Source organism: Tardiphaga robiniae (assembly GCF_013359755.1).
Classification (GTDB): Bacteria; Pseudomonadota; Alphaproteobacteria; order Rhizobiales; family Xanthobacteraceae; genus Tardiphaga; species Tardiphaga robiniae.
Genome location: NZ_JABMCJ010000077.1, coordinates 155,051 through 181,538 on the forward strand (window position 1 = coordinate 155,051; position 26,488 = coordinate 181,538).

Below are 26,488 nucleotides of genomic sequence, written 5' to 3' on the forward strand. Positions count from 1 at the left end.
CCCCGCAAGGGGGAGGGAAAAGAACAGCGACCGGAGTGACAACTGTGCAAACTACACTTCAGCCCGAGACGAAGATTGCAGTGGCCCCCGCCACCTCCCCGCTCCTCGACATCCGCAACATCGAGGTCGTCTATGACGACGTGATCCTGGTGCTGCGCGGGTTGAGCATGGAGGTGCCGAAGGGCGCGATCGTCGCGCTGCTCGGCGCCAATGGTGCCGGCAAGTCGACCACATTGAAGGCGATCTCCGGTCTGTTGAAAACGGAAGACGGCGAAGTCACGCGCGGCGAAATCCTGTTCGACAATGAACGCATCGACGGCATCGATCCCGACAAGATCGTCCGCCGCGGCATCTTCCAGGTGATGGAAGGCCGCCGCATCGTGTCCGACATGACCTCACTGGAAAACCTCCGCCTCGGCGCCTTCACCCGGCGCGACAACGAGATCGCCTCCGATATCGACATGGTGTTCGATTATTTCCCGCGCCTGAAGGAGCGCACCGGCCTCGCCGGCTATCTCTCCGGCGGCGAGCAGCAGATGCTGGCGATCGGGCGAGCGCTGATGGCGCGGCCGAAGATGATCCTGATGGACGAACCCTCCATGGGCCTGTCGCCACTGCTAGTGAAAGAGGTGTTCGCGATCATCAAGAAGATCAACCGCGATCTCGGCGTCACCATTCTACTCGTGGAACAAAATGCCCGTGCAGCGCTCTCCGTCGCCAGCCATGGCTACATCATGGAACAGGGCAAGGTCGTGCTCGACGGCACCGCCGACGAACTCCGCGACAATGAGGACGTGAAGGAGTTCTATCTCGGTGGCGCCGGCGACCAGCGCAAGAGCTTCAAGAATCTGAAGAGCTTCAAGCGACGCAAGCGATGGCTTTAGCTGCTGGCAGCCTCTGCCGTCATGACGCCGGTCTTGCACGCAAGGATCGCGCGAATGCGGCGCGACACCAGCAACAGGATGACGAGCACAATGACCAAGGCCATGGCAATCAGCACACGGTTGAGCGGCACTGGTCCATCATCGAGCAACAACGCCCGTCCGGACGCACCGAGATACACGTAAAGCACGATCTGCGGCAGCGTGAACACGAAAGTGACCAGGGCGAACGGGAGCAGTCCGATATTTGTCAAACCGAACAGATAATTTTGCACCGAATTGGGCAATGGTCCGCCGAACCGCATCAGTGCGACGATGCGCCAGCCCTCGTCATCGACGGCCTGGGCAATGAGGCGCCAGGCCACGCGTTTCTCGGTCTGCCGTTCCACCCAACCGCGCAGAACGGAGCGCGCCAGCATGAAGGCCAGAACGGATGCAGCCGCGGCGACTGGAACAATGACAACGAGAGAGCGCAAGCCGAATGCAGCACCGGCACCGAGCACGATGAAGGTTCGCGGGACCGGCAAAAACGAAGAGGCAACCACCAATGCGGCCAGCACAACGGCAGCAGGAAGATCGAGTTGGCCGAAGCTTTCGAGCCATTGGACGATACGTTCTGACGACATGATTTCCCACTAGCACGGCGCGACAGGCTACCGGAATAATCGCGACGACGCCAAACCACCAGGATTCATCCAGATGCGCCACTTCGACACACTCGAGAATTGCGATCCGTCGCAGCGCCAGGCCAATCTGTTTTCGCGCCTGCCGGATGTGCTGCGCCACGCGATGCAGGCACCCGCCTATGCGGAGCATCTCAAGGGCATCGATCCCGCTGCGATCGTCAGCCGCGCGGCACTGGCGCACCTGCCGGTGCTGCGCAAATCCGACCTGCCGGCCCTGCACAAGGCCAGCCCACCGTTCGGCGGCTTCGTGTCAGGCGCGACCGGCTCGTTCGGCCGGTTGTTCACCTCGCCGGGGCCCATTTTCGAGCCGGAGTCAAAACAGGCTGATCCCTGGCGCGGCGCGCGGGCGCTCTATGCCGCAGGTTTCCGCGCGGGCGACGTGGTGCTGAATACTTTTAGCTATCACCTGACCCCCGGCGGCTTCATCTTCGACGGCGCTGCGCGGGCGCTCGGCTGCGCCGTGATCCCTGCGGGTCCCGGCAATGTCGAGCAGCAGCTGGAATTGATCGAGGCTTATCGCCCATCAGCCTATAGCGGCACGCCGGATTTCCTGAAGATTCTGCTCGATGCCGGCAAGGCTACCCAGCGCGACATGTCATCCATCAAGCGCGCCATGGTGTCCGGCGCGGCCTTCCCACCCTCGCTGCAGGCCGAGATCGCATCGCGCGGTGTCGAGGCCTATCAGGCCTTCGCCACAGCTGATCTTGGTTTCATCGCCTATGAGAGCACCGCCCGGGACGGCCTGATCGTCAATGAGGACCTGATCCTGGAAATCGTGACCCCCGGGACCGGTGAACCCGTGGCCGAGGGCGATGTCGGCGAGATCGTGGTCACATCACTGGATCCACACCACCCGTGGATCCGGCTGGCACTCGGCGACCTGACGGCCGCCCTGCCCGGCCCCAGCACCTGCGGTCGCAGCAATATGCGCATCCGGGGCTGGATGGGCCGGGCCGACCAGGCCACCAAGGTCAAGGGCATGTTCGTGCGGCCCGAACAGGTCGCCGAAATCGGCAAGCGTCACCCGGAACTCGGCCGGCTACGGCTGGTGGTGTCCAGAGACGGTGAAAATGACGCCATGGTGCTGAAAGCCGAAGCGGCGGCGCCGGACAGCCCCGGGCTGCAGGAAGCCGTCACGGCCACGCTCCGGGCCGTCAGCAAGCTCGGTGGGGCCGTGGAGCTGGTGGCGCCGGCCTCGCTGCCCAATGACGGCAAGATCATCGCGGACGAGCGCGGGAACTGACCGCGCAGGACTGCCGCGGCGCATCATAAAAAGCCGGACTTCCCCGGGCGATCCTGCTATGCAGCCGCCCAGATCGAGGATGCCTGCTGCCGTGAGACTGATTTTACCACAAATTGTCGAGACCTGGCTGTCGCGCCCCACGGTGTCGAAGATCATCAGCTTCGGCGTGATTGGCCTCGGCAACACCCTCATCGATCTCGCCATCTTCACCCTCGCCTATCAGGTGCTGAAGCTGCCGCTGGTGCCCGCCAATGTCATAGCGTGGCTGGTGGCCGTATCGTGTTCCTACGTGATGAACACCATGATCACGTTCCGCGCCGAATCCGGCCGCGTGCTGCGCCGGAAAGATTATCTCAGCTTCGTCGCCTCCGGTGTATTGGGCGTGATCGCGACCACCACCACACTGGTGGTGCTGTCGCACTTCATGCCGGTCTATGCCGCCAAGCTTCTGGCCATTTTGGTCAGCTTCATCGTGAATTTCACGATGTCGCATTTCGTGGTGTTCCGGACCAAGCCGACGGATCCGAACGAAGCCATCCGCTAGATCGCACAGGCAGTCAGGCGCCGAGCACCCGTTCAGCTTCAGCAACCGCACATAGAATATGATAGAAGGATGACGCCGGGATCGTATCGACCAGCGAGCGTCCCTCACCGTCGAATTGATCGTACCAGCCGCCTTTGACGGAATGCTGCAGATAATATTTGTCGAGCCGCATCAGCGCCGCCCGTGCCTCGTCGGCCGCGCCCTCGACGCCTGACTCCGCCTGCGCGACGAAGGCCTTGATGATCTCGGTCTGCGGCCAGCAGCGCCGTGTCGCCTTGACGATATTGCCCTGGGCGTCGCCTTCGTCCACCAAACAGCCGGTGGCATCGCGATAGCGCAGCGCGGATTCGAGCAACGCGGCACGCTGTTTGCCGGTCGGACAGCCGGTGATGCGCTCAAAGCCCTTGAGCAGCCAGACCCATTCGGCCTGATGGCCGGGCTCGACGCTGACCGGTTCGATCCGCGACCAGTCCTGTTCGAAATACTCGCCGAGCACGCCCTTTTTCGCATCGAACAGGTTCGACGTGAACAGACCGAAGAGATCGCCGGCCCGCGCCTGAAACGCCTGATCATGGGTCGCGTCGAAGGCCGCGATGAAGGCTTCCAGAAGATGCATCTGCGGATTCTGCCGACGCGGCATCGAAGCCGGCACGCCCTCGAGATAACCGCCGTCTGGCGAGCGCAGTTGCGTATCGATGAACTGCATCAATTCGTCGATCTCGGCGCGCACCTTTGCATCGCGATCCAGCTGATAGACCGTCGCCATCGCCAGCAGGACGAAAGCGTGATCATAAGTGTCACGCAGCGGGTTCAGCACCGAACCATCGGGCGCGAGAATATGCACGAAGCCCGGCTTGCCATCCGGCGCCTTAGCTTTGGCCAGCATGTAATCGAGACCCTTACGCGCAATCTCGGCGCCGTCAGGATACCAGCCAAGTTGTGCGGCCTTCGCGAAGCAATAGATCTGGCGGGCTTGCACGCGGACACGGCGGGGCGCCGCAAGATCCGGGGCGCCTGCCGAACTCAATCTCTCGACGAACCCACCCGATCGCGGGTCGCAGCCTTCTGCTGCCCAAAGAGAAAGCGCGTCCTCGATCATATGTAATTTTAGCGCCCGGACTATGTCGGTGAGGCCGGTTACCGGATTTGCTGCGTTGCCAGACTCGGCCATTTCAGTCCTTGAGAATGATGCGGTGCCTGCAAGGCTCGGGGATCGTTCGCATGACCTCGCGGTCAAGCATTAACTAGCTGATTTATGGTTTAAGCATAGACCGTCCGCCAGCAGAGGCGAAGGCGGACCTTCAACGGGACGCTTACTCCCCTGATCGAGCAAGACGGAACCATCTATCTCAAAGACCGCCTTTGAATCTATCTGCGTGAAATGCTTTTATGTTGTAGGCGACGGTCGCGCCCGGCCTGCACCGCCTTTAGATGCAAATACAACAAATAACAACTCCAGGTTGACAAATAACTCTAACCGCAGATGGCTCAAAAATGCGGTTTAGGTGTTTCCAGATAGTATCGTGTTTCAAAAAAGACTAATTGGAGGCAGCTAACCCGATTGCCAACTTTGGATACCAGTTTTTCATGAACGAGCGTGCACCTGAGTCCTCTCTTTCCCCCATGGAGGTTTATACTGCGGAGAGAAAAAGGCATTGGGGTTCAAGAACCACCATTGAATGTGGAAATAACGCCGCGCCTCGCGCCTATCGACGGACACTCGCCCATCTGTACCGCTTTCTGGTTCCTCAGGGAGCCCGTGTTCTGGAAGTCGGATGCGGCTCAGGAGATTTGCTTGCGGCCGTACAACCGTCACGCGGTTATGGAATCGATTTTTCGGAAGAGAGACTTGAGCGTGTCAATGCGACCACCCTTCCGAGCGTGACCTTTCATAACCAGGACGCCCATTCCTTCAGAGTCGACGAGGCTATCGACTACGTCATCCTGTCTGATCTGGTTGACGATCTCTGGGATGTCGAAGCCGCCCTTCGTAACCTTGCCGGACAGATCTCGCCGGATACCCGAGTCATCATCAATTCCTACAGCAAGATCTGGGAATGGCCGCTTTGGCTTGCCCGCAAGTTTCGGCTGGCGACACCCCTGTTGCGACAGAACTGGCTCTCGCCGCACGACATTCAAAACATCGCAAGACTTGCGGGTTTTGAATGCGTCAGCACGTCGCCGGAAATTCTGTTGCCACTGGACATCCCGATCCTGTCGACGCTGTTCAACAGATATTTGGTTCGTCTGTGGCCGTTTCGGCTGTTTGCATTGACCAATTTTTACGTGCTGCGCAAACGGACGCTCCGCCCCGAGGCGGAACTCACGGTCAGCGTGATCGTGCCAGCCAGAAACGAGGCCGGACATATCGCCGATCTGCTTCGGCGAATCCCAAAAATGGGCCGCGAGACGGAAGTCATTTTTGTCGAAGGTAATTCGACGGACGATACGTTCGAGGTCATTCAGCGCGAACTCTCCTCGCGCACCGACATCACCTCTGCACTTTACAAGCAGGACAAGAAGGGCAAGCGCAACGCTGTCGAACTCGGCTTCGCCAAAGCCAGCGGCGACATCCTGATGATCTTGGACGCGGACATTTCTGTCCTGCCAGAAGATCTCCCCAAATTTCTGCGAGCATGGTCCAGCGGCGCCGGCGAATTCATAAACGGTGTGCGTCTTGTGTATCCGATGGAAGGCAATGCCATGCGCCCGCTCAATTTGCTGGGCAATCGCGCGTTCAGCCTCGCGATTTCCTGGGTGCTGGGGCAGAAATTGCAGGACACTCTTTGCGGCACGAAAGTTCTGCATCGGGATCAGTATGCGAAGATTGTTGCCAGCAGATCGTATTTCGGCGACTTCGACCCGTTCGGCGACTTCGACCTGATTTTCGGTGCAGCCAAGCAGAATTTGCAAATCATTGATTTGCCGATTCGCTATCACGAGCGTGTTTACGGCGAGACCAATATTGCGAGATGGCGGCACGGCGTGATCCTTCTGAAGATGGTTCTGCTCGCGGCGCGCAAATTCAAATTCCGATAGAGGGTGAAAATGTGAAGACCGCCGATCTCGACGATCCCGCAGTCACCAATCAACGCATCGAAACCCTGCAGAAAAAGAAGTTTCTGAATAGGATATATCGGGAATGGTACGCGACGATTGAAGCCGAACTTCCCGCGATCTCGGGACCGGTGCTCGAGATTGGTTCGGGCGCCGGATTTCTCAACGAGTATATTCCGGACCTGATCACGTCGGATGTCATGCCCGTGCGCGGCGTGCAGCGCGTGTTCGATGCGTGCGAGAGTTTACCGGAGGATTGCAAGGCGTTGCGCGCGGTCGTCATGGTGAACGCATTTCACCACCTGCCACGCTCGCAACGTTTCCTTGCAAACGTTTCCACGTCACTAAAATCGGGCGGCCGCTTGATCATGATCGAGCCATGGAAAACGCCGTGGTCAACCCTCATCTACCGCAAACTCCATCACGAACCTTTTGAGGATACGAGGACCGACTGGGATTTCGAATCGTCCGGTCCGCTTTCGGACGCCAACGGAGCGCTGCCCTGGATTGTGTTCGAGCGCGACAGGCAACGCTTTGACCGCCTGTTTCCAGATCTTGTTTTGAGAAAGACCTCGCCCCTGATGCCGGCCAGCTATCTCATTTCGGGCGGGTATACCGGACCATCTTTGTTGCCAGCACCGCTTTACCCGGCGTGCCGGACGATCGAGAAATGGACCGGCCTCGACAGGCTGCTTGGCCTGTTTGCTCTGATCTCGATCGAGAAACGATGATCTGCAAATGGACGATGTGAAGGCATTTGAGATGAACCGTTCTATCTCCACCGGTCTGCTCCTGATCGTTCCCGTATTCTGCTTCGTGGTCGGCCACATCCTGCTCCGATCGTATGAGCCAATCTATTTCGGTTTTACGAACCTCGCCTTTGGCTATGACTACGACCCAAGCTACGCGTACCTGTTCAATGGGGCCGCCGTCGCCGATCTGCATTCGCCAGGCATCGTCGTTCATCCCGGCACGACGTCATTTATCCTGATCGCCTGCTATCTTCGCCTGTATCAGGCGTGGAATTGGATATCGACGGCAGGCCAGCAAAACCTTCTTACCATCATCCTGAGCGATCCTGAAGCGGCTCTCAGGTTCGTATCTCGCGCGAATATGGTACTTTTCGCTTTTTGCGTGTTATGGCTCGGGTTTGTGGCAAAGCAAGCGCTCCGGAACACGGAGGCAGCGCTCCTCATCCAAACACTCCCTATTCTATATGCCGAGTTCGTTCGCCCAGGCATGATTGGAGCCGAAGCAACGCTCATGGTTTTTGGCGTCCTGCTGCTGTCGCTATTCTTGCTCGAGTGGACGGTCTATCGAGACGACACGCTTGACAAAAAACGCTGGCTTCCATTCGCAATCGGCTTGTGTATCGCCGCCATGCTGGTCGCAAAGATAACGAGCGCTCCGCTTCTTTTGCTGCTTGGAGCGATAGAAAGTCGACGAAGGCTATTGCTCGGCGTCGCCGGGGCCGTCGCGGGAATTGTGCTGCTGCTGCTTCCGATATTGCCCGGCCTCCTCGCAATGGCCAACTGGTATGTGGAACTCGCGACCCACACGGGGCAATATGGCAGTGGCTCGACGGGTGTCCTGGAGTGGGTGACGGTCAAAGGCAATGCATCGCGCTTGCTGAAGAATTATTGGCTCACTGGGCTGCTGCTCGTCGCTGCATCCGTCATCGTCGCTTCATCTGTCAGAGCCAGCCACAACTCCTTCAAAGAAAGGATGTCCGACTGGCGCAGCCGCTTTGTCATCGCAGCGCTAGCCGCATCGCTGCTGTTGACCGCCCTGGTTCTGAAGCATTTCGGTTTCCGCTACTTCGTGCCGTGTGTCATCGTATCATCCCTGCTTCTGGGCCTCTGCATCTTCCTGCATTTCAGCGAGTTGCTGCCACGGTCGTCGCGCCGCGCGATCCTGGCTGGCTCCCTGGCGTGCTATGCCGTATGGTTTGCCGCCTTTCGGGCGCCGGAACTGCCGACGAGCCTGTCACAGCGGGATGAAATTCAGCGTCGATCCAAATTCATGCAATCGATGGCCAGCCTGAAGGCGGAACTTCCGAATTCGATCTGGATCGGAGCCTACGATGTTCACGATGTCAATTATGCCGTGGCGTTCGGAATCGGGTACGCGGGCGAACGAATTGCGCGCCAGATGGCTGGGCGCAGCCCGCTCGTCGCCTCATACAATCGCTGGAATAACAAATTCTGGCTGAACGGCGAATGGGTGCCCGGACAGGTCATCACGGAGCTTGTACGTCGGGGGAAATCCGTTTTTATGCTGTTGCCGAACGACTTGAGCCCGCAGAGCCTCGACGTGCAGGTGCAGTTGGAACGCGAGCTGTTTGATGGGACACATGTGTATCGTGTTATGGATCATCTAGATGGCAAGGGCAGCAATTAGAGGCGCAGGTTCAGGCATGCATCAGTTGTGGCGAACAATGCGGTTCAGTCAGCGTGGTAGCTTCCTGCTGCTTCGCTACATTTTTATCGGATTAGCTTCCAATCTGATTTTTTTGGTGATTTCCAACCTCGTTTACAATCAGACTGGAAACGGATGGCAGAGTTCTCTGGTCGGCGGCATCGGATCAGTTTTCGTGTCGTTTATGGGCCACGGCTTAGTGACCTACAGATCCGTCATTCGACCCATTACGGTCGTCAAGTTCTTCTGCCTGGTCGGCTGGAATCTGATGATGATCCAGCTCATCACCTACGGCACCCATTCGATTCTTCGCCTCCCCTATCTCGTCACCACGTTCATCGTCATCACCATCATTCCATTTACGTCGTTTCTCTTCAGCCGATATTACGTGTTTAGTCCGGGATCGCGAGATCGCTACGATGTGTCCGAACCTGCGCGTCCCGAGCGGTAAGAGACTTTCAGCGAAGCATTGACGACGGACGTCTCGGAGTAGCCAGAACTGAAATGAAGACGCGAACCAAAATAGCCATCGCCGGCTTCATGGCGAAGCCGCTGATCGCACTGCGCGGAGGCCTTGGAGTCGGCCCTATCGTCCGAACGCGGCGGAGCGACTTCAATTGGGAGCTTGATCTGCGCGAGGGAATCGATTTTTCGCTATACGTCGCGCAATACGAGCGTCGGACCACGCGCTTTCTCACCACGCATTTGAAGCGCGGCGACATCGCGCTGGACCTCGGGGCAAATATCGGAGCACAGACGCTCCCGATGGCCCAGGCGGTTGGCGACACCGGGCGTGTTATCGCCGTTGAAGCGACCGACTACGCCATGAGCAAGCTTCAGCGAAACCTGTCGCTCAATCCGGGCCTGACGAGCCGCGTGACCTGCGTTCAGGCAATCCTCAGCGATTCCGACGGCAGCGAAAACAACAGCATCTATTCGAGCTGGCCGATCACCAGCACGGCGGAGGATCTTGACCGGCATGGCGTGCACGGCGGCGTCCTGAAATCGACCAACGGAGCGTTTCGCTCCCTGGACGCACTTGTAGCCGAACTCGGATTGCCCAATGTCCATTTCATCAAGTTGGATGTTGATGGCAATGAATTGAGCGTTCTCAGATCTGGCGCTGAGACAATTCGCCGTTACCGACCCAAGATGGTGGTCGAATTTGCGCCGTATCTGCATCGCAGTGTCCCGGGAGGCTTCGAAGCTCTACTGCAATTCATCGGGGATGCAAGATATGCGCTCTACAAGACAGATGGCGAGACGCCAGTAATGGCCACGACCGATGCCTTCGATCAGATCGTGGATGACGGGGCCAGCATTGATCTCGAATTGCGTCCGCTACCGCTCTAAAACATGGTATGCGGCGTACCGATGACACGACGGGTTCTCTTCGCTACAGGTCAGAAGATCATCGAGCATCGAGTGATCTGCGCTAAAACGGGTTAATTCCATGAAGACGATCTGGTCCGCGGCGCTGGTTGCCGCTCTTGGCGCACTCTCCGGGTCGGTCTATGTCGGCGGCCGGGCCATCTCCGACAAGATCAGCGCTCAGACAGCGCAAATTTCTGCGCTCTCAAGCAAGACCGAGCTCCTGCTGGAAAACCTTCGCGGAAACGCCAGGCCGGAGGCAGGACACCTGCACACCGATGTTCGCGTGAGTGCGATTCACAGTCAGATGGACCAGGTGACGGATCCCGTCGTCGTGGTCGGCGACAGCATCACTGAACTTGCGCTATTACCGGCCGCGATCTGCGGCAGGCCCGTGATTAATGCAGGCATCGGCGGGCTGGCGATCTCCAATTACTTGCCACTCGTCGACGCGATCTTCGGAAACAAACGGGTGCCGCTGATCGTCGTCGCACTGGGCACGAATGATTCCCAGAAGGCATATCGCGACGCTGCGCCAATTGCCAAACGATACACTGCGTTGACAGCGGCGCTGACGGCCAAAACCGATTCATTCGTTTATGCCGGGATCCCCCCGATCGAAAAAGCACCGCTTTCCGACATGTACTTTTCCACAGCGTTGGCGGATCAAAACGATAGCGACATACGAAAGCTGGCCGATGCGCGCTCTATCGCCTTCATTGACTTCAGAGCAAAGATGTCGGGCGAAAAGCTGACGACCGATGGCGTCCACCTGACTGCGGATTCATACAAGCCATGGCTGACGGCCATGGTCGGCACGATCCAACAAAAGCTCGGATGCAACGTCGGAAGCAAATAGACGCGGCGCTAAACGGCATCTACCGTTTTCAAGGCAAGCACTCTCAACGCCGCAGCGACACGTCTGCCGCCCGAACGACAATTTGCGCGGTGCGTCTCGTCTGCCGTCACTGTCCTGAAGAACAGCCTGCACGTCGGCGCGTTCTGTAAAAGGCGCCAACCGCCCTCAGGCCCTCCTCGGTCAAAACCAAGGGCCGAAAACCGGCGTTCTGGAGCTTTGTGGAATCAACGACGAATTCCTGTCCAATACGCCCCCAAATATCCGGGCGCCCGACGATACGGAGCAGACGCTCGAAAAACGCCGGCGGTACCGGAACGAGGCAGGGTTGCCTGCCGAGGCCGCGACGAAGCTCCAAGAACATTGCGGAGACCGTGATCGCTTCGGGATCGGCCACGAGAAACGTCTGATTGAGAGTCGCCTCGCCGTCGAGACAAAAGATGACGGCCGCGATCAGGTTGTCGATCGCGAGAAGCGACCGACGAATCTCAAGCGCGCCAAAGGGAAGCGGCAGTGACAAACGGGCAAGTCGGACAGCGAGCGCGAAATTCGCCTTGGCAGCTGCGCCATAGACGACGACGGGACGGAGAATAGTGTAAGGCGCGCCGCTGTCTTCCACAGCACGTTCCGCTGCGATTTTGGCACGGTCATATGCGGTCACCGGATCCGGCGCGTGACTTTCTATTACAGCAGCTTTCGAGGTGGACCCGGCATGCACACCGGCCGACGACATGAAGATCAGCCGCCTGACGTCGTGCCGCTGACAAGCCGCCGCAAGAGCCGCAACGGCACCTCGATTGACCCTATCGATCGCGTCGCCGTGTACGCCATTGCGATGGGCAATTCCGGCCAGATGAACGACAACGTCCACATTGGCCAGCAGCGAAGACCATTCAACCGCGCCCCGCAGATCCGGCAATTGAACCCATTCGACCCGTCCTGATGGAAAGTTCGCGCGCTGCCGCGAAGCGGCGCGCACCCGATGGCCGGACGCGACCAGAGCCGTAACAAGAGCCTCTCCGATGAAGCCGGAAGCGCCGGTCACTAACACGCGCAACGCCATTAAATCCCCTATTGAAAGCGCAGCCGACCATGGCGGACCGTGCAGCGGAGCAACGTCAGTTCAAAGAATCTGGGGAACATGAGAACCGCAACGACGCCAATCACGCCTGCACATGGCTGACATCCATTGCGTGCGTGCATCGATCTGCTATGCGATATATGTCTGTCACAGCCAATACAACCCATCCGAGCATACGCCGCTCGTCCCAATATCCATTGGCTGGTGACCATTATCTCCATACGCATTCGCTATCACAACGCCCATGCCCTGGTTGAGATCTTGATGTGCACAGACCAACGGGCTGCTAAAGCGGCCAAGATCAGCACCACACTCGTTTATACCGACGATCAGGGTCGGCTCGCCAATCAACTCTTCAGCCATGCTCATCTCCTGGCATTCTGCCTGGAGCACTCACCTCGCTTCTCGCTGTTCAATCAATCACTCGCGCCTTTTCGCCAGCACCTTGGTCGTGGCACCGAAGTGTTCGGAGTCCCTGCTCGACCGTTCACGCTGGTAGCACGCCTGCTATTTGCCAGATGGAGCATCAGGCGATTCACGAAATTGATTCCCCCAAGCACAAACAGTCTTGCCCGCCCGGATTGGCTCGCGCGACATCGGCACGTTGTTCTTCACGGCCTGCGAGACTGCGATGCCTCTCTCCTTCACCGGCATCGGGAAGGGGTTCTCGAACGTATTGCGCTGCGATACCATCAAGAGCTCGTCGATGAGATCGCCGCAAGGGCCCGGTCTGACTGCGACTATTTGATCGGAGTGCACATCCGGCACGGCGATTTCCGAACATTCGCGGGCGGCGCTCTATTCGTGCCGACGTCCGATTATGCCCGCGCAATGCTGGAGGTCAAGAAGTCGACGCCGCACAGGATTTCGTTCTTGGTCTGCTCCGATGAACGGCGTAATGAAGCCGAGTTTCCCGGTCTCGATGTGACGATTGCAACCGGCACATCACCGGCCGACGACCTTACCCTGCTGTCGAGATGCAACGGCGTCATAGGCTGCCACTCCACCTTCGCCGCGTGGGCATGTTTCGCAGGAAATATCCCGCTGCTTCCGATCGAAAGCGGAATGCCAGCGGCGACCATTCGCGAGGCTGCCAAAGAATTTTGGACCAGGTAGTCGTCGCCTAGAACGCCTTTTTATCCGGGGGCCTTTGCAACCCGCCTGTAGATCGACGCATAGGCCCCTGCCATCCTCTCTGCCCGGAACAGCGCCTCGAAGCGCTCGCGCGCAGCACGTCCCATTGCTGCAGCCAGCTCCGCGTTATCCCATATCCGCGTCATCGCAGACGCCAGAGCAGGCGGATCTGCAGGAGGCACGGTGATCCCTGTCTCGCCGTCGATATTGACGTAGTCCGTTCCCGTGCCCATGGCGCAAGAGATCATCGGGCGGCCGGCACGTGCCGCCTCCAAAAGAGCAACACCGAATGCTTCGGAGCGAAGATGCGAGGGAAAAATGAACCCGCAACACAAGTCGAGCAGAACCGTTTTTTCGGCGTCGCCGACTGCGCCAACCATATGCAAATTTGGCAAACCTGCACGCTCGATCGCAGCGCGCTCTTCACCATCGCCAACGAGCACGATTGGCAGGCCACTTTGCCGCGCGGCTTCGATGAGGAAGCTTACGCCCTTGTAGTAACGCAACACACCGACGAAAAGGAAGAAGCGCGGCGGCAGACGCACGGCAAATGATGTCCGCAGCGCGGCATCGATGCTGCCCGGATCTGCGTCAATGCCGATAGGCACAACCTCAGTCACCAGCGGAAATTGCCGCAACACCGGACTGGTCTCGATGTAGTTCGGCGAGGTCGCGACAATTGCGCTCTGCAAAGCGAGGAAACGCATCATCAACGGCCGATACAGCGCGAGCAGCCCCGACTGACGCACGATGTCAGAATGATAGGTGACGATTGCAGGCCGCCCGCGCCCGTGAGCCAGATGCAACAGATCCATGAATGGCCACGGGAAGTGGTAGTGAATGACGTCGGCCTGGCTTACGCGGTCGCGAAACCGGCGAAAGGCGGACAGCGACAGGCCCGTGGATGCGACGAACGCATCCTGGCGCGCGCGAAACACGCGCACGCTATCAAAATCGATTTCGGCAGGTTCGGGCGACGGACTGACGGTAAAGACCTCACCGTCGATGCCAAACGCTCGGCCGAAGCGTATGATGCCATGTATTACGCGTTCAATGCCGCCGAACGTATCTGGCGGATAAGTCTTGAAGACGTGCAGTACCTTCAACCGGCGACCGGCGTGATCGTCCCGTACAATTTCTGCTTGTGTTGTCATGACCTGCACTGTGCGCTCAACGCATCCCACGCAGTACTTTGTACCAGACCGCATAGGGTTGCAGCAGCCACCACTTGAGCGGAACGCGGCCCGCATGCCGGCGCACCACGGCAATCGCCTCGCGATAATGCTGGCTGCGATACGTGTTGGTCTTGGTACCGGGATGATCGCGATTCACGGCGACGTAGTCGGGAACAAAGGCAAGGGGGCCGCTTGCGTGATAAAGCCGCCACCACAAGTCATAGTCCATCGCCATTCGCAGTGAGATATCGAGTCCACCGACCCGCTGCCATGCCGATCGGCGGATCAAGGTCGCAGGCTGGGAGACGATGCAGCGTTGAGCCAGACGTCGCAGTTCGAACGGCTCGACCCAAACCGGCGTGCGCCGGCCATTGGCCTCGTTATGGTTCCAGGCGCGACCATACGCAGCCGGGGCGGATGGGGCAGCCTCAAGCGCATCGATCAGCCTGTGCAGCCCCCCGGGGAGCAACAAATCATCGCTGTTGAGCCACGTTACGAAGGGGGCACTTCCAAGCGCAATGCCTTCGTTGATAGCCGCTGATTGTCCGTCGTCTTTGTGGCTGCGCCAGCTCGCCAGATGCGGAGCGTAGCGCTGCAGAATTCCCACCGATCCGTCAGTCGATCCACCATCCATGACGAAGATCTCAAGCGGCACGTCCTGATCCGTCAAGGACTTCAAGGCCTGTTCAAGATACTGCGCCTGGTTGAAGGACGGCACCACCACAGTGACGAGCGGATTGGTCATGCCTGATCGTTTACATCGCATCCTGATGTCGAGCAAGGAAGTCGGCATAAGCCTCGCGAATACCGTCTTCCAGCGAGATGCGCGGCGACCAGCCGAGTTCGCGCAGACGGTCAATATTGAGCAGTTTGCGGGGCGTGCCGTCCGGCTTGGAAGCATCGAATACGATCCGGCCGCTGAAGCCAACGATCTCCATGATCGTCCTGGCGAGCTCGCTGATGGTCACATCGGTGCCGCGGCCCATATTGTAGAGCCCTCCCTCGATGCCTCTTTCCATCATGAACACGCAGGCGTCGGCAAGATCGTCCACATCGAGAAACTCGCGGCGTGGCGTGCCGGATCCCCACACGACGAGTTCGCTCGCGCCCGCGACCTTGGCTTCATGGGTCTTGCGGATCAGCGCCGGAAGCACGTGGCTGTTCTGCAGATCATAATTGTCGTTGCGCCCGAACAGATTGGTCGGCATCGCAGAGACGTAATGCGTGCCGTACTGGCGATTATAGCTCTCACACAGCTTGACGCCGGCGATCTTGGCAATCGCATAAGCCTCGTTGGTCTGCTCGAGCGGACCAGTCAGCAGGTAGTCTTCACGGATAGGCTGCGGACAATCGCGCGGATAGATACAGCTCGACCCCAGGAATAGCATCCGGTTGATGCCAGCTTGCCAGGCGCCGTGGACCATGTTCGCCTCAATCATCAGGTTCTGATGGAGGAACTCGGCGCGATAAGTATCATTCGCATGAATGCCACCGACTTTGGCGGCAGCCATGAAGATGTAGCCAGGTCGGGTGTCTGCCAGGAACTTTGAGACGGCGACGGAATCGGTCAGGTCGAGTTCAGACCTCGCCTGAGTCACGATATCCGCATAGCCTGCAGCAAGCAGCCGGCGGACGATCGCGGAGCCGACCATGCCGCGATGACCGGCGACAAAGATCCGAGTATTCTTGTCCATCTGCAGTTTCCAACTCTCACCGACCAACACCGGCACGGACAGTCATTAGAAGCGAGCACATTACGTGCGTGCAACGTCGCAAGATCTAGAGAAGTCTGCCGATACGGCATCTACTGAAGCACCCTATCCGGCCGGAAGGCCTGATCGGATCATGGAATGCCGAAGTGCGCTGTGAGCTCACTCTCCAGATATCAGTCCTCATGCTCCGATCGTAATCGGACGCATGCCCCTTCACACGTCCAGGCCCAACACGTTTACCTTCGCGGGCCAGCCGGACGCTCATTCATGATAGTTCATCGACTTGAAGCCGTGGCGCTTGACCAGTTCATCACGCTCGGCCGACCGAAGATCTTCGCGAACCATTTCCGAGACCAGCTCTGCAAACGTCGTCTTCGGCACCCAGCCAAGCTGCTTGCGCGCCTTGCTGGCATCGCCCAACAGTGTTTCCACCTCGGCAGGCCGGAAATAGCGTGGATCAACGCGAACGATCGGTTGAGAGGGATCTGCGCCCACACGATTCTCCCAATAACCGCGTTCCTGGACGCCTTTGCCTTCCCAGCGAATTGAGATGCCCAATTCCTTCGCCGCGGCATCGACGAACTGGCGTACCGAATATTGAACGCCGGTCGCGATCACGTAATCTTCTGGGTGTTCCTGCTGAAGCATCAGCCACTGCATCTCGACATAGTCACGCGCATGCCCCCAATCGCGGAGCGCATCGAGATTGCCGAGATACAAACACTCCTGCAGACCCAGCTTGATGCGCGCGAGCGCACGCGTGATCTTGCGCGTTACGAAGGTCTCGCCGCGAACAGGGCTTTCGTGATTGAACAAGATGCCGTTGCAAGCAAAAATCCCGTAGGCGTCGCGGTAGTTCACGGTAATCCAGTAAGCATACAGCTTGGCCACCGCGTAGGGCGAGCGCGGATAAAACGGCGTAGTTTCGGTCTGCGGCGTTTCCTGAACCAGCCCGTAAAGCTCCGACGTCGACGCTTGATAAAATCGGGTCTTCTTTTCGAGGCCAAGAATACGAATGGCCTCTAGGATACGCAGCGCACCCAGCGCGTCGGAGTTGGCCGTGTATTCCGGCTCCTCAAACGACACGGCAACGTGGGACTGAGCTGCCAGATTGTAGATTTCCTCCGGCTGCACCTGTTGAATGATGCGCACAAGACTTGATGAGTCGGTGAGATCACCATAGTGCAGGATCAGTCGACGATCCTCTTCATGGGGGTCCTGATAAAGATGATCGATACGATCCGTATTGAAAAGCGAAGCGCGGCGCTTCACGCCATGCACCTCGTAGCCCTTCTGGAGGAGCAACTCGGCCAGATAGGATCCATCCTGTCCGGTGACGCCAGTGATCAGAGCTTTCTTCATCGTCATCTTGTCAACTTATCTCGCAATTCACGAGCGAACTGCTTGTCCGCTTGCTGGTGGGCAAAGAGAAAAAAGCCATGCGATGCCAAGCGCTGGAAGTAGTTCCCACTTTGTGCACGGTTTTGCAATCGCAAAAGTCGCATCTCGCCTGCCCCGTCAGCGACGAAACTTGCCTGGGTTTTTTGCCCGGCATGGGCGCGGAACAACGCAAACAGCCATGGCAAATGACGAAAGACAGCCTGTTGCTGGAGAAATCGCAGCAATAAGTCCCAGTCCAGCGCAAAGGTTGCGTTCTCGTCAAAACGGGCGCCGCAACGCTCCCAGATCCTGCGGCGCCAGAACATCGTTTCCTGTGGAACATAGTCGATTTGTGGCAGTACCTGCGCATCATGCCGCGGCAGGATCCAGCGGCCGACCTCGCGCGAATGGTCGTCGATCACCAATCGATTGCCGTAGACCACATCCACGGAAGGATTGTCCCGGAAAAAGCGACCAATCCGATGCAGTGTTCCCGGTACATACATGTCGTCGGAGTTCAAATAGGCCAGAACCTCGGCGGAAGTGCGCGCGAAACCGCGATTGAGCGCATCCGACTGTCCGCGGTCGGGCTCGACCACGACGGTTACGCCACGGCCGGCAAAACCCGCGAGCACATCCAGCGAGCCGTCCGTCGAGCCTGCGTCCTGGACGATGTATTCCAGGTGCGGGTAGCCCTGCGACAGCACGCTTTCCATGGTCGCTCTGACATACGCGGCCTGGTTGAAGGAGGGCGTCACGATTGCAATGGAGGGCAGATTTTGGTCCAACCCAGGGGCTGCAATCGAGGGCACCGATAGGGCTCTTGGCGGGTACTGAAACAACCGGCCCAGCCGAATGCCGAATGCCCGGCGCAAGGCCGTCCCGAGGCCAAGGGCGGAGAGCCATGCGCGGATCACCGCGCGCGCTCCTCAAGATACCAGGCAACGTAGCGGCGCAAGCCCTCACGCCAACTGGTGGACGGCGCCCATCCCGATTGCAACGCACGCGTCATGTCGGCTTGATAATCCCGAGGATCGCCGGCGCGCGTGGCACCTACAAAACGCGGCTTTTCATCGACGCCGAGCAAAATCGCGAGCTCGTTCAGGATCGCTGCGACCGTAACGGCCTCACCTGTACCACCATTCATGGTCGGGCATTCGGGCGATGCCACCTCGCCTGCGCGGATCAGCAGAGCAGCAGCATCGTCGGCATGCAGCCAGTCGCGTGTCTCGTCACCGGTGCCAAAGAACTCCCGCTCGCCGGCGAGAATCTTGCCGCAAGCGTCCCATAGGAGCTGCTTGCGAAAGCCCTCTCCATAAATCGAGAACAGGCGCACGATGGAGACCCGAAGGCCGAACATCACGCCATGGGCGCGGATCAATTCCTCGGCTATCTTTTTGTGGAAGCCGTAGGGCGAGACCGGGCATAGCGGCCCGTCTTCCTTCGTCGGCAGCCGCTCGGCATGACCATAAACCGCCGCACTCGACGGGTAGACCAGCGCCGCTGCCGGGCAATCGGCACGCATATATTCGAGCAGCGCGGCCGTCGACCCGACCGTACGCTGAAAATCGGCTAACGGGTCGACGAGTGACGCGCCAACGGATCCACTGCCGGCACAGTGCACAATCAGGTCTGGCTTTAGCGCAAGCCTGCGCAACGCTGGCAGATCCACGGTGCCGGCGTGCCAGCGGCGCAGGCCGGCGCTGACGGCGCCTTCTGCCCACTCGCCATGGCCAAGGCCATGCACCTGCCAGCCGAAGGACGACAGCGCCTGCGCCACATGCCGACCTATGGAGCCCCGCGCTCCGGTCACGAGCGCCACCTGATTGCTGTTGGTCACGATTGCCTTTCACAATGAAGAGTCGGCGGGCCGAGGCTGCCCTGAATTACACGCGTACGTGTTCACGCTTCGACGGCGCACCGACGGTCAGCTCTTCACCTTCGATGTGCTGGCGGGACCAGCACTCAAGCAGTACCAGCTTATAGAGGAAGAACTGGTCATAGCCGCCCAGTCCGCCGTCTGCCACCTCTGGCCGGATCAACCCCTGGCGAACCAACGACCCGTCGGCGAGAAGCGGCAGATAGCGCTGCACAATCCCACTCATCCATTTGCCGATCGGCGGCGTAAATCCTTGCTTCTTGCGCGACAGAACATCCGCAGGCAGCGCGTCCCGCAGTGCCTCGACGAGCAGATGCTTGTGCGGTTGGTGCCAGTCGGTAAGGCCGGAATTGCGCATGCCGGTCACACGTTCAACGAGTTGGACGTCGAGCAGTGGCAATCGCCCCTCGACGGAATGTGCCATTGTCATGCGATCGATCAGCGCCAGGCAGTTTGAGCGCAACCACGTCCTGTTCAACAATTCCGCCGTGGCGAGATGCAGCGGTAGCGACGTGTCGAGCGGCGTTTCGCTAAGCCACAAGTCGTGCGGCAGGGCTTGGCGCGCGGCTTCGGGCATAATGCGCCGTGAGTTCGCGTCGCCATTGCGGAGATCGGGATGCACCCCGAAGAACTCCAATGTCGTCGGCGCTTCACGGCCAAGCAGGCGATCCCACCAGGACTGCCGGACAGGCTTCCCAGCCTGCAGCGTCTCATTGCGCGTCATGGCCTCTCGGACCCACTCATAACCCCAGAAGAACTCGTCGCCGCCGAGGCCGGACAAAAGCACCGGATAGCCGGCGGCGCGCGCGGCTTCCGCCACGGAGTAATAACCGAAGGCCGCGATATCGCCGATGGGCGTGTCCATGGCGCTGATCAGTTGCGGGAAGCGGTCGACGACGTCGGCCGAGCGTAGTTCCACCTCGGTGAAGCCGATGCCCAGCTCATGGGCCAGCGTCTGGGCAAAATTGCGCTCGTCGCTCTCGGGCCTGCCTTCATAGCCAATTGTAAAAGCGTGGATCTGACCGGGGAAATGTTTCGCGGTCAGTGCAGCAACCAGACTGGAATCGATACCGCCTGACAATGCGACGGCCACCGGCACGTCCGCCGTGCCCATGAGCCGGCAAGCGTCGTCGAGAATTTCCTCGGTGGTGCGCACCGGCTCTGATGGATCCTCACGGATGTCCAAAAGATTCCAGTAGGAAACCGGGCGGGCGTCGAGCGCGGCAGGCGTCAGTTCCAGATAGTGGCCTGCTGGGAGCTGTTCCAAACCGATCAGCGGTGTGACTGGCTCGGGCACATATTGGAACGTCAGGAAAAGATTGAAGGCCTCGGGCGACAAGCGCAGCGGCCGCGGCATGACGTGAGAGACGGCGGCGAGTTCGCTGGCGAACCAGAGATGGCTGCCATCGGGTGAGCGGTGCAGGAACAGCGGCTTTTCGCCGAGACGATCACGAGCGAGCAGCAACTTGTTGGAGCGGCCATCCCAAAGCGCGAAGGCGAACATGCCGCGCAGGCGTGCAAGGCAGTCGTTGCCCCATTCCTCATACGCATGCACGATGGTTTCGACATCGCTCATGGACGAAAATCGATGGCCAAGCGACTTCAGTTCGTCGCGCAACACGTCATGGTTGTATATCTCGCCATTGCAAACGATTGCAATATCGCCATCTTCGTTGAACAGCGGCTGCCGTCCACCGGCAAGATCGATGATCGACAGGCGCCGCATTGCCAGCATGGCATGATCGGTCTGGTAGTCACCGTCGGAATCGGGTCCGCGGTGCAACAGGCGCGCATTGATTGCACGCACCGCAGCGATATCGTTCGCCGACAATATATCCGACGAAATGAGGCCGCTAATGCCGCACATGGTTGCGCTCTCCGTTGCCTGCAACTAGCCGATCAGGCCACCGACTGCACCAGCGCAACGAAGGCGCGTGCCCGTTCCAGCCGCCGGTCAACAAGGCGCGCGGCGGCTTGCTCTTCCTGCACGAGGTCAGGTCCCGATGCAAGCTTCGGCCATACATCCGCGAGGGCCGAGGCCAGTCCAGCGGGATCGGAAACCGGGAAGATGCAGCTGCTCGGATAATCCGCAAGCTGCTCAACATGCACGGGAATATCAGACGCGATTACCGGTCTCCCAAGTGCCCTCGCATCCTCGATCACCGTGCTCCAGCCCTCGAAACGAGACGGCTGTACAACCGCTGCCGCCATCCGAAACAGTTCGACCTGCTCGGCGCGTGACACCAGCCCTAGGAAACAGATTTGCTCGTCCAGTTCCCACTGTTCGACCAGCCGCCGCAGCGCCGGCACGTGGTCGGGCGCGCGCCGGTCCTCCATCAATCCCGTGCAGACCACGGGAATCACGAGACCTCGCTGACGAAGCAGGTGGAGCGCCTCAAACAACGTCGCATGGTCCTTGTGCCGCCAGAAATGGTTCGCGACATAAAGGAATTTTTCCGAAAGCTGGTGCCGCGCGCGCGCCAGTTGGCCCTGTTCTGCCGAGCCTGCCACCAGGGTACTGCAGAAGGTCCAGACAACGGGCCGGACGGTGGCGTCCGGAAAATATGTCCGGAAGTCGTCCAAAGCAGCGTGGCTGGACAGCAGCAGAGTTCCGCGCGTGCGGGCGATGGCAGCCATAGCTTCCTTGCGCACCCGGCGCTCATCTGCGTCGAACAGATCCGGCAGCCGCAACGGCTGGAAATCCGGAATCCAATATAGGTTGCGGCGGCTCGGCAGAGACGCATCGAATACGGGAAAAAATACCTCGTCGCGATCGCCCGGGCACAGCCTGGTCAGCGCCGGCGCACGGCGCAAAACCGCGCGCTGGAGCCTCCGCGCACGAGCCAAAAGACGCGAGGAGCCTTTGATTGTCTGCGCGACGGGAAAGGCCCGCAGGCGCTGCGCCAGTGGTGTCGTCGGGTCGGACAAGAAGCGCATTGCAACTTCGGGCCTCTCGTCTTGGGGCAAGGCCGAAAGCGCGGAGAGTAGGTTCTCGATATAGATCGAGCCACCCAGCCAGCGGGCGTCCTCGAACATTTCGATCGCGATACGAATGGACACTGGAAAGACCGCGCGGAAGATTGAACGATGCTGCACAGGAGCCGGGCCCTGCAGGCCATCAGCTACGCGCGTGGGGCCACAGCATAGCTCCTGGGGATTTTTTATTCCACCAGCACGCAACGGCGCCGTGGCACGTCACGGGCTACCACGACTGTCCTTCATATCGATCATTTCCGTGGCGATCGACATGAAAGTGCGACCGGCCTCCAGAACCAGTTCGTCCAGTCGTTCGGCGGCTCGGCGCTCGGCGGTGTGATCGGGACCTGAAGTAAGCCCATCCCACGCATCACCGAGCAGGCGTGCGAGTGCGGCATCATCGGCGGGGTCGAAATAGGTACAGCGGGGCGGAGCCTGTTCGCGGTGCACCGGGATACCTGAGAGAAAGATTGGGCGCCCGATTCCGCGTACATCCTCGACGACAGTGCTCCAGCCCTCGAACAGCGACGGCTGAATGACAGCCGCGGCATGGCGGAGCACGTCCAGCTGCTCGCTACGGTCGATGAGACCTAGCAAATGGAGCTGCGGCACAATCCCGCTCTCCCGGGCGAGCGTCTCAAGCAGGCCGAAATGCGCCTCATTGCGCCGATCCGCGGTCGCACCGGTACATACCAACGGGATCTCCGGGCCGCCCTCGGCGCGCAGCCTCGCAAGCGCGCGGAATACCATCACGTGATTCTTGTGCACCCAGAACTGATTGGGCAGGTACAGAAATTTTTCCGGCACCCCATATTTGCGCAACGTCGCAGGATTGGCCGGCGCTGTCGTGTCAACTAGCGACCGGAACCGCCAGACACGCGGACGCGCATGGTGGCCCGGGAAAAATCGCGCAAAGTCCTGCGCTGCGGTCTCGCTGCTCAGCACGAACGGACCGGGCCGCGCCGCGATGGCACCTATGGCCTCGTCGCGGGCGGCGATCTCGGCCTCCCCGAACAGATGCGGGAGATGGCGGTGCTGAAAGTCCGGAACCCAGCGCAGCGTGACGGCTCCAGGAACGGTCGCGCCGAAACCGGGATAGACGAGATCAACAGGCTGTTCACCGCGCGCCTGCGGCATCAAGCGTGACAGGATACGGCCCAGCATCCCGCCCGCGGCGGGGACGCTGGCGCCGATCTCAGCGGCGACGCGATCAACGGCGCTGGAAGGCCCAAGCAGGCGCAATTCGGGCCGCTCACCGGCGGGAAGCCGCGACAGACAGATTGCGAGATTGCGCAGATAAAGGACACCGCCCATCCAGGCAGGATCGTCGATCAGTTCGAGCGCGATGACGGGGGAACCAATCACGATGGCCCTCCAATCGACGCGCGCGCACGTCGCCATGCAAGCGTGTTGGAGATCTTGCGGAAAGGATTCCAGGCCATCCGCCGAAGGCGCGCAAGCTTCCTCGCCTGTGGGTGATTGCCGAACATCACCTTCTGGAACGCGAACCAGTCACCGCACTGGAGCCGGCGGAGCGTTCCATCCGACACCAGTTTTCCGGAATCGAGCCCGGCAAGCAGCACCATCTCCTCGCTGATCGGTCCAGGGGCAAGGAGCAGGTAGGAGGGCCCCCGGAGGAATGCCGGGAACTCGCCGGGAAAGCACAGCACATCCCAACCATGGCGATCGATTGCACTCTGCAGACCGCGAAGTTTGTACCATTGGCCTCGAGCTATCATCATGATCCGGCCAGGCAACCGTACGATCCAGAGCAAGGGTAGAAATATCGGCCGCAACTGGCTCCGCAACGCGAAATCGAAAAACACACGACGTGCCAGCCTTCGCTTAATCCAACCACGCAACTTATCGGGCGCGTGACGGTTCACGAAGCGCCAGTGGTCGCGGACGTTGTTCATCGATCGGCGCGAGAAAGCCTCCCGCCACAACTGCCGAAGGCTGGAACGGCCGCCCGAGGGCATGATGCCGGTCTCTTCGACATGCGCAAGAATCTTCGTCTCACAACACACCCCGAGCCTGAAGCCCGCGCGTTTCAGGCGGGTAAAGAATTCGTAGTCCGCGAGATAATGCGGCAGCAGCTCCGCGTCCACGTTGCCGGCGGCACGGATCATATGCAGCGGCACTAGGCTGCCGCGGCCCGGCAACACGTCGACGTCGCCGACGAAACGGTCGCCGGCATCGATGGAATTTTTTACGGGAAACGCATAGTTCTGCCAGTCGACATATTCGCCCGCGTCCAGAATTCGATCGGGGTCGCGGCTATCGACGATCAATCCACAGACGGCCGCATCGAACTCGCGCGAGGCCATCACAAGTTGTTCGACATAGTCGCCAACAAGCTCGGTGTCGTTGTTGAGCATCAGCACATAGCCATCAGTGCCGGTGTTGCTTTCGAGGACATACGCGATCCCCATCTGCATGGAGCCGGTCCACCAGAGCTCGGTGTCGGTCGTCAGGACCGTGACGTCCGGAAAATCCGTGCGGATCGCCGCCACAGTCCCGTCAGTCGAGCCGCCGTCGGCGACAATGATGTGGAGCGGCGCGTAGGTCTGCGACTTGAGATCGGTGATACAGGAGCGTGTGAAGTGCAGTCGGTTAAAAACCGGAATGACCACGTGGACGGGCGCATGCGGGGCCTTGGATGGTCCCTCCCCGAGATTCCAGACGCGGCGTCGACGGACCTCGAAGGATGCACCGAGCAGGCTCCGATCGTCGCCGGTCTGTTCGATCTCGACGCAGAACGTATGGCCAGGCGCGATCGAGTACAGATCGACCGACACCTCCGCCCAGCCAACCGGAGGGACAGCCTCGCTCTGCACCGGCACGCCGTTGAGCAAGATACGGATGGTTTCGACGGCGGAGCCTTGAGGCCGCGCGACTTCGAAGGTGAGCTTGCCCGGAATGGTCGGGGCTGTGAGAAACCATCGCCCGCGATGATAGGCCGATCGTGCGTGACGGTGCGCCTGCGGTCGACGCCAGCCGTTCAGGAGCTCGAACTTGCTTGCCCGCTTGCCCGGAAACGGAAGATCGACGAGGTCGGGCGACAACAATGGCGTAAGCCGGCTAAGCGCGGTAGCTGCCGAGTCCATCCAGGATATGTAATCCCGGGCCGAGACGATGCCCGCCGTCTGCAGGCGCGGAGCTCCGGACCACTCCTTCTTCAGGAAAGCTTTTATCGCGATGGAGCCACCCCTGGCACCGAGGCGAGCCACATCGCGGGGGTAGTCCCATCGCGTTAATTCAGTCGACGTGCCACCATCGAGACCGCCGTAGAGCACATGCGTGTGAAGCTCGACATCGACCTCATCGAGATGCGCAGCAAACGACGAAACAAAATCCGAAAAACGCGGCACGCATTCGTTCACGCCAAGCAGGACCGCGGTGTCAGCGTCGAAAATGTCGAGCTCTGCCTCAGGTGGCGAGTTCGAGGGGCGAAACGAGTCGCAGGTGGTGATGAGGACACCGCCCCGCCGCAACACCCGCAAGGCCTCGGAGATCGCAGCGGGAATATCCCGCATGTGATGCAGCGCCGCGTTGCAAAAGACGAAGTCAAAGCTACGCTCTTTGAAGGGCAAACAATGCGAGAACCCGCCGATCCACCTGATGTGGGGAAAATTCTTCCGGCCGGATTCCGCAAGCAGCGGCGAGAATTCGAGCGCGGTGACATGCGCCCCACGAAGCGCGAGCCGATGACTGTCAAAGCCAAGACCCGCGCCAAGGTCGAGAACAGCCTTGCCTGCAAGATCGAGTTTCTCCGCCAGCATTTCTATCTCCAGCCACTCGCCGTAACGATTCTGGAAATATGGCGCGTGGCCTTCCGGCACTTCGTCGAGAAAACGCTCTTTGTCGACGGCCGCATGATAGCGTGAAAGACGGTCGTTCCATTCTTCGACCACGCTAGGCGTGACCCCGAAGTTGCCGCGATTCACTGCATTCGCAGCAATCTCGATTAGGCCCAGGACATCGTCCGCTTCAAAGTCGCCGAAGAACGGAACACCCAAGGCATCATGATACTGCGCGTGGCACATGCCGCATGCATATGCGTCCGCTGTAGACGGCGATATCGGACCGCCTGAA

Annotated in this window: 23 protein-coding genes; 10 read left to right on the forward strand and 13 right to left on the reverse strand. The window is 59.7% G+C overall.

The window, feature by feature from the left end; translation table 11 throughout:
- Positions 1-44: 44 nt before the first annotated feature.
- A complete protein-coding gene (locus HP556_RS09235; RefSeq protein ID WP_175366733.1) occupies positions 45-884 on the forward strand; it encodes an ATP-binding cassette domain-containing protein in 840 nt (279 codons plus the stop codon).
- Here the strand turns inward: HP556_RS09235 and HP556_RS09240 are convergent.
- The gene (locus HP556_RS09240) at positions 881-1,507 is read right to left on the reverse strand and encodes a TVP38/TMEM64 family protein (protein ID WP_175366734.1); all 627 of its coding nucleotides are present in this window, start codon (positions 1,505-1,507) and stop codon (positions 881-883) included. The two genes, HP556_RS09235 and HP556_RS09240, sit on opposite strands and share 4 nt — an antisense overlap.
- Positions 1,508-1,580: 73 nt before the next feature.
- Here HP556_RS09240 and HP556_RS09245 point away from each other — a divergent pair, with 73 nt between their 5' ends.
- Together HP556_RS09245 and HP556_RS09250 are read left to right on the forward strand one after the other, a co-directional pair.
- Positions 1,581-2,810 (forward strand): phenylacetate--CoA ligase family protein, encoded by a 1,230-nt coding sequence (locus tag HP556_RS09245; RefSeq protein WP_175366735.1) that lies wholly within the window; start codon positions 1,581-1,583, stop codon positions 2,808-2,810.
- 91 nt (positions 2,811-2,901) lie between these two features.
- On the forward strand, positions 2,902-3,354 hold the full coding sequence (locus HP556_RS09250; RefSeq protein WP_089268162.1) for a GtrA family protein: 453 nt from the start codon (positions 2,902-2,904) through the stop codon (positions 3,352-3,354).
- A gap of 13 nt (positions 3,355-3,367) precedes the next feature.
- Here the strand turns inward: HP556_RS09250 and HP556_RS09255 are convergent, their stop codons facing one another.
- Complete coding sequence (locus tag HP556_RS09255) at positions 3,368-4,525, reverse strand: AGE family epimerase/isomerase (protein ID WP_175366736.1); 1,158 nt, start codon at positions 4,523-4,525, stop codon at positions 3,368-3,370.
- Positions 4,526-4,941: 416 nt separating this feature from the next.
- Between HP556_RS09255 and HP556_RS09260 the strand changes: the two genes are divergently transcribed.
- The 6 genes from HP556_RS09260 (at position 4,942) to HP556_RS09285 (ending at position 11,059) form a co-directional block, all read left to right on the forward strand.
- The gene (locus HP556_RS09260; protein ID WP_210269130.1) at positions 4,942-6,393 is read left to right on the forward strand and encodes a glycosyltransferase; all 1,452 of its coding nucleotides are present in this window, start codon (positions 4,942-4,944) and stop codon (positions 6,391-6,393) included.
- An 11-nt stretch (positions 6,394-6,404) separates the two neighbouring features.
- Positions 6,405-7,142 carry a class I SAM-dependent methyltransferase gene (locus HP556_RS09265; RefSeq protein WP_175366737.1) on the forward strand — a complete coding sequence of 246 codons (738 nt, stop codon included), beginning with the start codon at positions 6,405-6,407 and terminating at the stop codon, positions 7,140-7,142.
- 7 nt (positions 7,143-7,149) lie between these two features.
- A complete protein-coding gene (locus tag HP556_RS09270) occupies positions 7,150-8,811 on the forward strand; it encodes a hypothetical protein (protein WP_175366738.1) in 1,662 nt (553 codons plus the stop codon).
- Complete coding sequence (locus HP556_RS09275; protein WP_175366739.1) at positions 8,792-9,280, forward strand: GtrA family protein; 489 nt, start codon at positions 8,792-8,794, stop codon at positions 9,278-9,280. Before HP556_RS09270 ends, HP556_RS09275 begins: the two co-directional genes overlap by 20 nt.
- An 89-nt stretch (positions 9,281-9,369) precedes the next feature.
- Positions 9,370-10,182, forward strand: a complete 813-nt coding sequence (locus HP556_RS09280) for an FkbM family methyltransferase (RefSeq protein ID WP_175366740.1) — start codon at positions 9,370-9,372, stop codon at positions 10,180-10,182.
- A gap of 100 nt (positions 10,183-10,282) precedes the next feature.
- Complete coding sequence (locus tag HP556_RS09285; RefSeq protein WP_175366741.1) at positions 10,283-11,059, forward strand: SGNH/GDSL hydrolase family protein; 777 nt, start codon at positions 10,283-10,285, stop codon at positions 11,057-11,059.
- Between the two features lie 106 nt (positions 11,060-11,165).
- Here HP556_RS09285 and HP556_RS09290 read toward each other — a convergent pair whose 3' ends face one another.
- A complete protein-coding gene (locus HP556_RS09290) occupies positions 11,166-12,119 on the reverse strand; it encodes an NAD-dependent epimerase/dehydratase family protein (RefSeq protein ID WP_175366742.1) in 954 nt (317 codons plus the stop codon).
- A 222-nt stretch (positions 12,120-12,341) separates the two neighbouring features.
- On the opposite strand from HP556_RS09290, the gene HP556_RS09295 reads away from it, so the two are divergent.
- Positions 12,342-13,253, forward strand: a complete 912-nt coding sequence (locus tag HP556_RS09295; RefSeq protein WP_175366743.1) for an alpha-1,2-fucosyltransferase — start codon at positions 12,342-12,344, stop codon at positions 13,251-13,253.
- 20 nt (positions 13,254-13,273) lie between these two features.
- Here HP556_RS09295 and HP556_RS09300 read toward each other — a convergent pair whose 3' ends face one another.
- The 10 genes from HP556_RS09300 to HP556_RS09345 form a co-directional block, all read right to left on the reverse strand.
- Positions 13,274-14,425 carry a glycosyltransferase gene (locus HP556_RS09300; RefSeq protein WP_276509732.1) on the reverse strand — a complete coding sequence of 384 codons (1,152 nt, stop codon included), beginning with the start codon at positions 14,423-14,425 and terminating at the stop codon, positions 13,274-13,276.
- 16 nt (positions 14,426-14,441) lie between these two features.
- Positions 14,442-15,191: a glycosyltransferase family 2 protein gene (locus HP556_RS09305; protein ID WP_175366744.1), complete on the reverse strand. Its 750-nt coding sequence runs from the start codon at positions 15,189-15,191 to the stop codon at positions 14,442-14,444.
- 10 nt (positions 15,192-15,201) lie between these two features.
- Positions 15,202-16,140, reverse strand: coding sequence for a GDP-L-fucose synthase family protein (locus HP556_RS09310; RefSeq protein WP_175366745.1), 939 nt, complete (start codon positions 16,138-16,140; stop codon positions 15,202-15,204).
- 279 nt (positions 16,141-16,419) lie between these two features.
- Positions 16,420-17,520 (reverse strand): GDP-mannose 4,6-dehydratase, encoded by a 1,101-nt coding sequence (gene gmd / locus HP556_RS09315; RefSeq protein ID WP_175366746.1) that lies wholly within the window; start codon positions 17,518-17,520, stop codon positions 16,420-16,422.
- Positions 17,521-17,522: 2 nt separating this feature from the next.
- Positions 17,523-18,455, reverse strand: coding sequence for a glycosyltransferase family 2 protein (locus tag HP556_RS09320; RefSeq protein WP_338117552.1), 933 nt, complete (start codon positions 18,453-18,455; stop codon positions 17,523-17,525).
- On the reverse strand, positions 18,452-19,378 hold the full coding sequence (locus HP556_RS09325; protein ID WP_175366747.1) for an NAD-dependent epimerase/dehydratase family protein: 927 nt from the start codon (positions 19,376-19,378) through the stop codon (positions 18,452-18,454). Before HP556_RS09325 ends, HP556_RS09320 begins: the two co-directional genes overlap by 4 nt.
- Before the next feature lie 46 nt (positions 19,379-19,424).
- The gene (gene asnB, locus HP556_RS09330; RefSeq protein ID WP_175366748.1) at positions 19,425-21,284 is read right to left on the reverse strand and encodes an asparagine synthase (glutamine-hydrolyzing); all 1,860 of its coding nucleotides are present in this window, start codon (positions 21,282-21,284) and stop codon (positions 19,425-19,427) included.
- A 32-nt stretch (positions 21,285-21,316) separates the two neighbouring features.
- The gene (locus tag HP556_RS09335) at positions 21,317-22,477 is read right to left on the reverse strand and encodes a glycosyltransferase family 4 protein (protein WP_338117553.1); all 1,161 of its coding nucleotides are present in this window, start codon (positions 22,475-22,477) and stop codon (positions 21,317-21,319) included.
- A 135-nt stretch (positions 22,478-22,612) separates the two neighbouring features.
- Positions 22,613-23,758, reverse strand: coding sequence for a glycosyltransferase (locus tag HP556_RS09340; RefSeq protein ID WP_338117554.1), 1,146 nt, complete (start codon positions 23,756-23,758; stop codon positions 22,613-22,615).
- Positions 23,755-26,439 (reverse strand): methyltransferase domain-containing protein, encoded by a 2,685-nt coding sequence (locus HP556_RS09345; RefSeq protein WP_246297549.1) that lies wholly within the window; start codon positions 26,437-26,439, stop codon positions 23,755-23,757. Before HP556_RS09345 ends, HP556_RS09340 begins: the two co-directional genes overlap by 4 nt.
- Between the last annotated feature and the right edge of the window lie 49 nt (positions 26,440-26,488).